This is a genomic window from Streptacidiphilus carbonis (assembly GCF_000787775.1).
In the GTDB taxonomy this organism is placed as follows: Bacteria; Actinomycetota; Actinomycetes; order Streptomycetales; family Streptomycetaceae; genus Streptacidiphilus; species Streptacidiphilus carbonis.
Genome location: NZ_BBPM01000046.1, coordinates 52430 through 61776, shown reverse-complemented (window position 1 = coordinate 61776; position 9347 = coordinate 52430). Strand labels below are relative to the sequence as shown.

9 protein-coding genes are annotated in these 9347 nt (G+C 73.7%); 6 read left to right on the top strand and 3 right to left on the bottom strand.

Going from position 1 to position 9347, the window contains the following annotated elements; all coding sequences use genetic code 11:
* From TR46_RS45150 to TR46_RS28360, 4 genes are all read left to right on the top strand, one after another.
* Positions 1-1538, top strand: a 1538-nt coding sequence (locus tag TR46_RS45150) for a LuxR family transcriptional regulator (RefSeq protein WP_042406663.1), incomplete at its 5' end; no start/stop codon positions are given.
* A gap of 146 nt (positions 1539-1684) precedes the next feature.
* Positions 1685-2797, top strand: a complete 1113-nt coding sequence (locus tag TR46_RS28370; RefSeq protein WP_042406636.1) for a substrate-binding domain-containing protein — start codon at positions 1685-1687, stop codon at positions 2795-2797.
* Complete coding sequence (locus TR46_RS28365) at positions 2794-3585, top strand: ATP-binding cassette domain-containing protein (RefSeq protein WP_042406635.1); 792 nt, start codon at positions 2794-2796, stop codon at positions 3583-3585. The genes TR46_RS28370 and TR46_RS28365 overlap by 4 nt, the downstream gene beginning before the upstream one ends.
* Positions 3582-4856 carry a sugar ABC transporter permease gene (locus TR46_RS28360; protein WP_042406633.1) on the top strand — a complete coding sequence of 425 codons (1275 nt, stop codon included), beginning with the start codon at positions 3582-3584 and terminating at the stop codon, positions 4854-4856. The genes TR46_RS28365 and TR46_RS28360 overlap by 4 nt, the downstream gene beginning before the upstream one ends.
* A gap of 141 nt (positions 4857-4997) precedes the next feature.
* Here TR46_RS28360 and TR46_RS28355 read toward each other — a convergent pair whose 3' ends face one another.
* Positions 4998-6158 carry a winged helix DNA-binding domain-containing protein gene (locus TR46_RS28355; protein ID WP_042406631.1) on the bottom strand — a complete coding sequence of 387 codons (1161 nt, stop codon included), beginning with the start codon at positions 6156-6158 and terminating at the stop codon, positions 4998-5000.
* Positions 6159-6307: 149 nt separating this feature from the next.
* On the opposite strand from TR46_RS28355, the gene TR46_RS28350 reads away from it, so the two are divergent.
* A complete protein-coding gene (locus tag TR46_RS28350) occupies positions 6308-6736 on the top strand; it encodes a type II toxin-antitoxin system Rv0910 family toxin (RefSeq protein WP_042406629.1) in 429 nt (142 codons plus the stop codon).
* Here TR46_RS28350 and TR46_RS28345 read toward each other — a convergent pair.
* Positions 6717-7610 carry a PP2C family protein-serine/threonine phosphatase gene (locus tag TR46_RS28345; protein ID WP_052433154.1) on the bottom strand — a complete coding sequence of 298 codons (894 nt, stop codon included), beginning with the start codon at positions 7608-7610 and terminating at the stop codon, positions 6717-6719. The genes TR46_RS28350 and TR46_RS28345 overlap by 20 nt on opposite strands.
* Before the next feature lie 3 nt (positions 7611-7613).
* Complete coding sequence (locus tag TR46_RS28340; protein ID WP_042406627.1) at positions 7614-8027, bottom strand: SsgA family sporulation/cell division regulator; 414 nt, start codon at positions 8025-8027, stop codon at positions 7614-7616.
* A 146-nt stretch (positions 8028-8173) separates the two neighbouring features.
* On the opposite strand from TR46_RS28340, the gene TR46_RS28335 reads away from it, so the two are divergent.
* The coding region (locus tag TR46_RS28335) for a sigma-70 family RNA polymerase sigma factor (RefSeq protein ID WP_052433152.1) at positions 8174-9347 on the top strand (1174 nt) is incomplete at its 3' end.

The window sequence follows — 9347 nt, the reverse complement described above, 5'->3', positions numbered from 1 at the left end:
CCGAGGCCGCCGTGGAGGCGGGCGAGACCGACCGGGCCGCCGAGCTGGCCGCGCGCACCCTGCGCCGGCTCGCCCCCGAGGGCGCCGACGGCCGCGAGAGCGGCGCCGACGGCGCCGACCGGCTGCGCCGGGCACAACTGCTGCTGGTGCAGGCCACCACCCAGTTCTGGCGCGGCTCCGACCAGGGCTCCTTCGACCTGCTGCTGCGCACCGCCGACCTGGCCGCGGACGTGGCCCCCGAGCATCTGGCCCGGGTGCTGCTGCAGGCCTTCCATGTCGCCTGGTACCTGGGCGAGGAGGCGGTGGGCGAGGTGGTCGACCGGCTCACCGCCCTCGGCACCCCGCCCGCCGCCGCTGCCCACCCCACCGCCGCCCAGGCCGGCTATCTGCTGGCGGCGGTCGGATCGCTGCTGGGCCGCACCGAGCAGCCGCCCCCGCCGGTCGCCGACACCGTGGCCCGGGCCCGCGCCGCCGGGGCCGCCGTCCCGGTGGACCTGGTGACGGTCTGCGGGGCCACCCTGATCATGGGCCGGGACGACGAGACGGTGCGCCTGGCCGAGGAGCTGGTGGCCGAGGCCCGCGCGGTGGGCGCCGTCGGCGCGCTGCCGACGCTGCTGTTCTTCCTGGCCGAGGGCGAGCTGTTCCAGGGCCGACCGGGCGAGGCGGTGACCAACGCCGTCGAGGCGCTGCGGATCGCCGAGGACACCGGGCAGCTGCTCTGGGCCGGTCAGCTGCACAGCTTCCACGCGCACCTGGCGGCGCTGCGCGGTGACGAGCCGTCAGCCCGCCGCAGCGCCGGGGCCGCCCAGGCGGCGGGCCTGGCCGGGCGTGCGTGGACCCAGTGGTCGCTGGGCCTGCTGGACCTGGGCCTGGGCCGCGCCGAGGAGTGCCTGGCCCGGCTGGAGCAGCTGGCGCACAGCCCGCAGCGGCACCATGTCGCCGGGCTCCGCGCCGTCCCCGACCTGGTCGAGGCGGCGGTGCGGCTGCGTGAGCCGGAGCGGGCCGCCGCGCCCTTCGACTACTTCCGCCGCTGGTCCGCCCGGACCGGGCAGCCCTGGACGGCGGCGCTGGTGCTGCGCTGCGAGGCGCTGCTGGGCCACGACGCCGACGCCGAGGATCGCTTCACCGCCGCCCTGCGTCTGCACGAGGAGCAGGACCGCCCCTGGGACCGGGCCCGCACCGCACTCCTGTACGGGGAGTGGCTGCGGCGCGGCCGCCGCAAGGCCGAGGCCCGCGGCCCGCTGCTGGCCGCCCAGTCCGTGTTCGACGAGCTGGGCGCCGTGCCCTGGGCCGAGCGGGCCCGCTCCGAGCTGGGCGCCACCGGCACCGCCGCCCCGCAGGGCCGGGCCGGGTCCGGTCCGCTGGCCTCGCTGACGCCGCAGGAGTCGCAGATCGTCCGGCTGGCCGCGCAGGGGATGTCCAACCGGGACATCGCGGCCCAGCTGTTCCTCAGCTCACGCACCGTCGGATACCACCTCTACAAGGCCTATCCGAAGCTCGGCGTGGCCTCGCGCGGGGAGCTGGCGGAGCTGCTCTGACCGCGGGTCAGCGGGCCGCAATCGTCACCCAGGAGTGATTCTGTTCCCCTGGCTGGCCTATTCCGACGGGCCTGGGCCGGTCACTGGCTGTGGTATTGGGTGAGCGCTGCGTCAGCGGTCCCCGTACGAAAGGCGTCCTACCTCCCATGAGCCAGATCTCACGCACCCTGCTTGTCTCGGCCGCCGCCGTGTCGCTGGCGCTGACCGCCGCCGCCTGCGGGAAGGCCGGCACCAGTTCCTCCAGCTCCACCGCCTCGGGCTCGGTGTCGGCCGGCGCCGCCAGCGGCAAGGTCGGCCTGCTGCTGCCGGAGAACCAGACCACCCGCTACGAGAAGTTCGACCGGCCCTTCTTCGAAGCCAAGATGAAGACGCTGGCGCCCAACGTCACGGTGGAGTACGCCAACGCGGCCGGCAGCGCCGCCACCCAGGCCCAGCAGGTCACCACCATGATCAACGCCGGGGTCAAGGTGCTGGTGGTGGACCCGGTCGACGCCGCCGCCATCAAGGCCTCGGTGGTCGCCGCCAGCGCCAAGGGCATCAAGGTGGTCAGCTACGACCGGCTCTCGCAGGGTCCGGCCGACGCCTATGTCTCCTTCGACAACATCAAGGTCGGCCAGCTGCAGGGCCAGGGCCTGCTCAATGTGCTCGGCTCCAAGGCCACCAAGAGTGCGAAGATCGTCGAGATCGACGGCGACTCGGCCGACCCCAACGCCGGCGACTTCAAGTCGGGCTTCCAGGGCGTGGTCAAGGACAAGGTCGACCTCGCCTACGACGCCTCCGGGCTGTGGAAGGCCGACGTCGCGGCGCAGAAGGCCGCGGCCGCGATCAACCAGCTCGGCGCCAAGAACATCGCCGGCTTCTACTCGGCCAACGACGGCATGGCCGCCGGTATCGCCACCTCGATGAAGAACGCGGGCATCTCCAACCTGCCGCTCACCGGCCAGGACGCCCAGCTGGACGCCATCCAGCGGATCATGGTGGGAACCCAGAGCTTCACCATCTACAAGGCCTACCAGCCCGAGGCCGACGCCGCGGCCCAGCTGGCGGTGGACCTGATGACCGGCAACAGCATCAGCGGCCTGACCCCCACCACCAAGACCAACGGCTCCGGCAACAAGGTGCCCTCCGACCTGCTGACGCCGGTGCTGGTCAAGGCCGACAACGTCAAGGACACCGTGGTCAAGGACAACCTCTACACGGTCGCCCAGATCTGCACCTCCGCGTACGCCGCCGGTTGCAAGGCCAACGGACTCTCATGACGAGCCCGGCCGCCGGGGAACCGGTGCTGGCGCTGCGCGGCATCTCCAAGCGGTTCGGCGCCGTCCAGGCGCTGACCGACGTCGAGCTGGAAGTGACCCCCGGCGAGGTGCTGGCCCTGGTCGGCGACAACGGCGCGGGCAAGTCCACGCTGGTCAAGACCATCGCCGGGGTGCATCCGATCGACGAGGGCCAGATCGAGTGGGAGGGCAGGCCGGTCAACATCCACCGGCCGCAGGACGCCCAGACCCTCGGCGTGGCCACCGTCTACCAGGACCTCGCGCTGTGCGACAACCTCGACGTGGTCGGCAACCTCTACCTGGGCCGTGAGCTGAAGCTGCGCGGACTGCTGGACGAGGTCGCGATGGAGAAGACGGCGCAGGAGCTGCTGTCCACGCTGGCGATCCGGATCCCGAGCGTGCGGATCCCGGTCGCCAGCCTCTCCGGCGGCCAGCGCCAGGTGGTGGCGATCGCCCGCTCGCTGATCGGCGACCCCAAGGTGGTGATCCTGGACGAACCCACCGCCGCCCTCGGCGTCGAGCAGACCGCCCAGGTCCTGGACCTGGTCGAGCGGCTGCGGGACCGCGGCCTGGCGGTGATCCTGATCAGCCACAACATGGCCGACGTCACCGCGGTCGCGGACCGCGTCGCGGTGCTGCGGCTGGGCAGGAACAACGGCATCTTCCCGGTGCAGCACACCACCCAGGAGACCATCATCGCCGCGATCACCGGTGCCACCGACAACGCGGTGACCCGGCGTCAGGCGCGGACGGCGGAGGGCGACAGATGAGCGAGACCGACCCCGATGTGACCCCGCCGCCCGCGGTCGCACCCCCCGTCGACCCGCGGCTGCTGGTCCGCGAGGAGGGGATCAAGGGATACCTGACCGAGTTCGAGCGCAAGATCCGCGGCGGCGACCTCGGCTCGCTGCCGGTGGTCGTCGGGCTGGTGATCATCTGGATCGTCTTCAGCCTGCAGGACAGCAACTACCTGACCTCGGCCAACTTCGAGTACATCGCCTACTACATGGTGGGCATCGGGCTGTTGTCCATCGGCCTGGTGTTCGTGCTGCTGCTGGGCGAGATCGACCTGTCGGTCGGCTCGGTCAGCGGTCTGTCGGCCGCCGTGTTCGCGGTGCTCTCGGTGAGCCACGGCGTCAACCCCTGGTTCGCCATGGTGATCACGTTGCTCACCGGCGCGGCCATCGGCGCGCTGCACGGCTTCGTCTTCGCCAAGATCGGCGTGCCGGCCTTCGTGGTCACCCTGGCCGGCTTCATGGGCTGGCAGGGCTTCATGCTGTGGCTGCTGGGCTCGACCGGCACCATCAACCTGCCGACCGACAGGGGGCCGATGCGCTACCTGTCGGGCAACTCCTTCTTCCTGGGCGGCGACATCGCCGGCGGGTACATCCTCGCCGGCCTGGGCGTGGCGGCGTACCTCTACAGTGCCGTCGGCCTGCAACGGCGGCGCCGGCAGGCCGGGGTGCCGTACCGGCCCACCAGCGACCTGCTGCTGCGCACGGTGGTGCTGGCGATCGGGGCCTTCGGCACCGCGGTGATCCTCAACAACCAGAAGGGCGTGCCCAACGCCCTGGTGCTGTTCGCGGTCGCGCTGATCGTCACCAACTTCGTGCTGCGCCGCACCGGTTACGGCCGCAAGGTGTTCGCGGTGGGCGGCAACATCGAGGCCAGCCGCAGGGCCGGTATCAGTGTGGCGATGGTCCGGATCACGGTCTTCTCCACCTCCGGCTTCTTCGCGGCGCTCGGCGGACTGACGATCGCCGGGCAGATCTCCTCGGCGAACCAGGCCGGCTCCGACCCGAACAACCTGATGCTGGCCATCGCGGCCGCGGTCATCGGCGGCACCAGCCTCTTCGGCGGGCGCGGCATGGTCTGGTCGGCCCTGCTCGGCATGCTGGTCATCGAGTCGATCAACGCCGGCCTCTACATGCTCGGCCTGGCCAACTCGATCCAGTACATGATCACCGGCGCGGTGCTGCTGGCAGCCGTCATCATCGACTCGCTGTCGCGCCGCACCCAGAAGTCCGCGGGCCGCGCCTAGCCTTCCCGGCTGCGGCGGCGTGCCTGGTTTGTTCGCGCAGTTCCCCGCGCCCCCGAGGCGTCTGCAACTGGCTCGGTTGCACATGGCCAGGGGCGCGGGAACCGCGCGACAAGCCAGCTGCGGTCCGCAGCCAAAGGTCCGTCAGGCCTCGGCGAGCGCCCGCTCCAGCGGCGTACGGAACCGCGGAGTGATCCGCTGCTCGCCGATGAACGCCGCCAACCGCTCGGCCCCGGCCGAGACCGCGGCCCTCGCCTCCGCGCCCACGTCGTCGAGCAGCCGCCAGACCAGCTCCCCGTCCGGGCGCTGGGCCCAGCCGCCGACGATCCGCCCGTCCCACCAGACCGTCGGGCCGATGTTGCCGGTGCCGTCGAACAGTTCGGCGGTGTGCTGCGGCGGCAGGTACCAGTCGCGCTGGACCCAGCCCATCCCGGTGGGGTCGAGCGCGGGCAGCAGCGCGGCGTACGGCGGGGCGGGCGCGGTCGGCCCGGTGTCGCCGGGCAGGACGTAGCCGGGGTCCTGCTGCTCCAGCCCGACCTCCTCGGCCCGCACCGCCAGCAGCGCCTTGCGGACGTCGCCCAGGTTCCAGCCGGTCCACCACTTCAGGTCGGCCGCCGTCCCCGGCCCGTAGGCGGTGAGCCAGCGCCGCACCAGCTCGGCCCGGGCCTCGGCGGCCGGCAGCTCCGGCAGCGGCTCCCCGGGCACCCAGCGGAACTGGCTGGACGTCCAGCTCCCGCGCGGGCGGTCGCGCCGCAGCCGGTTCTCGGCGGCCATGGTGCGCAGGATGCGGCTGGCGACGGCCTGGGTGCTCTCATACGGCTTGCCGACCGCGACGGTCACCTGCTCGCGCAGCGCGGGTACCCGTGCGCTGAGCTGTGATCCGCTCAGCGGTCCGGCCTCGGCCAGCTCGGCGAGGACCGCCTGTTCGGCGGCCGCGAGCCACTTCTCGTCCCAGCCGCCGCCGTCGGCCAGAAAGCCGATCAGCTTCTTGCGCTCCCTGGCGGCGACGGCCCGCGCCGTCGAGGAGTCGACGATCGGCGCCAGCTCCCGGCCCACCACGAACATGGTGCGGCGCATGCACAGCAGCCGGAGCAGCGTCAGGTCCTGGTACAGCGCGCGCTCCAGCGCCGCGGGCGTGGCGTCGTCCAAACGCGCCGCCACCGCGAGGAACACCGTCGCGGGATCGGTGGCGTGCAGCCCCACCAGCGCGTCGGCCGCCTGCTCCGGGGTGCGGGCCCGCGCGGCGGGGGAGAGGAGATGACGGGTCGCCAGCCGGGCCCTGCGTTCCGCGGTCGAGATCTGCACGCCCCCACGTTAGCGGCCCGGCACCGCCGCGAACTGCCACGGCGCAGCTGCGTCACATTTATTGATGGTTCGTCAGATTCTGGTTAGCCTCGCGGAAACCGGTGTCCGAACGGCCGCCCCACGCGTGGCCGCGCCGGAGAGGAGCTGTCATGCCCGAGGTTTCCGTCAGCGCTTCCCTGCCCGCCCCCGCGGACAAGGTGTGGGCCGTGATCACCGACTTCGACCGGTTCGGCGAGTGGAACACCATCCACACCGCCTTCCCCAACGGCGCCCCGGCCGAGCTCGCCGTCGGGTCCCGGTACGCCGAGAAGATGACCCTGATGGGGATGCCCACCGAGGCCGCCTGGACCGTCGCCGAGGTGGAGCCCGGCAAGTCCTGGGTGCTGGAGGGCAAGGCGCCGATGGGGATCACCCTGCGCCAGCACTACCAGCTGAGCGCCGAGGGCGAGGGCACGCTGCTCACGGTGCAGAGCGAGTTCAAGGGCGCGGCCGTGAACATGATGGCCAATCGGGTCAAGGACGCCACCACGGCGGCCCTCACCGAGTCGCTGCGCAAGCTCACCGCCCTGGTCGCCTAGGTGTACTGACCACAGAGGGCGGGGGGCGGTCGCCGGCCTGGGCCGGCCGATGGGCGGCGACCATGGCGATGTCGTCCCGGGCCGGGCCGACGGTGTGCCGGCGCAGGTCGCGGCAGAGCGCGTCCAGGAGCCGGCCGGGGCCGCCCCGGTGCGGGGCGGCGAGGGCGGGGCCCGACAGCGGGTCGTAGAAGTCGCCTGCGGGGGAGCGGGCCTCGGTCACCCCGTCGGTGAGCAGCAGCAGGGTCCCGCCCCGGGGCAGCCGTACCGGGTCCGCCGGGCCGGCCGGGGCGCCGAGGACCCCGGCCAGCCCCAGCGGCGGCCCGGGACGCCGGGGCTCCAGGGTCCGGACCCGGCCGCCGTCGAGCAGCAGCGGCGGGACGTGGCCGCAGTTGACCAGCCGGACGGAGGCCGGGTCGGGGCCGATCTCCACCAGCAGCGCGGTGGCGAAGTCCTCGTCCGCGTCCGCCCGGAAGCGCAGCGCCGAGGCCCGCTCCATGGTGCGGTCCAGCCGGGCGGCGACCTGCTCGATGGTGCCGGCGCGCAGAGCGGACCTGCGGAAGGCGCTGAGCAGGACCGCGGCGATCCCGCCCGCGCTCGGCCCCTTGCCGCGGACGTCGCCGATCAGCAGCCGCAGTCCGAACGGGGTCTGCTGCACGGCGTAGAAGTCCCCGCCGATGCCGGTGCGGGCGTCCGCCGCCAGGTAGCGGGCGGCGACCGAGAGCGGGCCGGGAGCGGCGGCGCCCAGGGAGGTCTGCTGGACCGCTGCGGAGCCGTCGCCCAGCAGGGCCAGGCGCCGCAGCGGCCGCTGCAGCAGCCGGTCGCTGAAGAGGGCCGCGGGGCGCGCGGGCGCGCCGGGGTGCGAGCTGGTCGGCACCGGTCAGCCCTCCCCGACCAGCGCGGCGAGCACCAGCGCCAGGTCGTCGCCGGTCTCCTCGGCGCCCGCCGGGACCGCGGCGAGGCTGCGGGCGAGGAACCGCCGCACTCCGGCGCTGCGCAGCCGGATCATCGCCGCCCCGTCGGGGCTGTGCAGCTCGACCACGGTCCAGTGCCGCCCGCAGGGCCAGATGTGGACGTCGCCGGGCCCGGCCGGGCCGCGCAGGCCTTCGCCGAGCAGGTCCCGGGCGAAGGTCCAGCTGCGCTCGGTCCCGTCCGGGCAGACCTCCGGCGGGAAGGTCAGCCGTACGGCGAAGGGGTCGTCGGGCCGGTAGCCGAGGCGGGCGACGAAGTCGTGGGTCAGCTCGGGCATGACGATGAGGCGGGCCTGGACGGCCTGTTCGACGGTGGCGGCCATGGCGGTCAGCTCCTCGTGGTGGTTCGGCGGTTTGGCGGGTACGGGAGAAGGACCGGATCGAGCACGCCGCGATTACGCGAGAACCGAGGAAACGTGTGTGACCTGCGCCATAGGCAGATCGGCACTTTGTCCTATTTAGTCGGTGCGTGACCAGCACCGCCGACGAAACGCCCATCGAGGCGTACACCCGTACCTACCAGGAGCACCACGCCCGACTGGTCGCCTACGCCCGCACCCTCACCGGTGACTCCTGGCTGGCCGAGGACCTGACCGCGGAGGCCCACTTCCGCGTCTGGCGCCGGATCTCCGCGGGCAACCGGGTGGACCACATCCCCGGCTACCTGGCCGCCACCATCCGCAACCTCGCCGTCGACCTCGGCCACGCCCCCAGGGAGCTGCCGCAGGGGGACGACCTGGAGCGGCTGCAGCCCGGACGGGAGCCGGCCCGGGCCGCCGCGCCCCAGGAGGGCGCCTACGCGGTGATGCTGGCCGGCGCGCTGAAGCAGCTGCCGCACCGCTGGGTGCGGGCGCTGTGGCTGACCGAGGTGGAGGACTGGCCGCTGGAGGCGGTGGGCGACGACCTGGGCACCAACCGCAACGCGACGGCTGTTCTGCTGCACCGGGCCAGGGAAGGACTGCGCCAGGCCTTTCTGGGCGCGCAGCCGGGCGCACCCGACGCCCTGGGCTGCGCCGAGTACTGGGACCGGATGCCGGCGCACATCCGCGGGACCAGCTCGGCCCGCCAGGACCGGGCGCTGCGGGCACACGCCGACGGCTGCCCCGACTGCCGGGCCCGGCTGGCCCTGCTGGAGCGGGCCAACCACCGGCTGCCCGCGCTCGTCGGTCCCGCGCTGCTGCTGGCCTTCGCCGGGGGAGCGGCGCGCTACCTGGTCCCGGCGGCCGGAGCGCGGGCCGCCGCGCGCAGCCACGGCGTCGGCCGTGCCAGGCACTTGGCCAGGTCCCGGCATGCCACCAGGGCCTCCGGTCCGACCTCGGCCCCGGTCGGCCCGGGGACCCTCGCCGCCGCGGGCGGCCTGGTGCTCGCCGCCGCGGGCGCGGTCGCCGCCCTCACGCTGACCGGGTCGCACACGCCGACGACCCAGTCGGCGGCGGCCAGGACCACCGGCGCGGCCGCACCCGCGTCGCCGGCGCAGACCACGGACTCCGCCTCGGCGTCGGTGTCCGGTGCTTCGTCGGCGAGCCCGGCCCGGAGTTCCGCACGGACGCTGCCGGTCGTCCCTGCGCGCACGGCTCCGAGCACTCCCGGCCCGACGACGCCCACCGCGGCGAGCAGTAGCCCGGCGGCGGCCACCGCCCCGG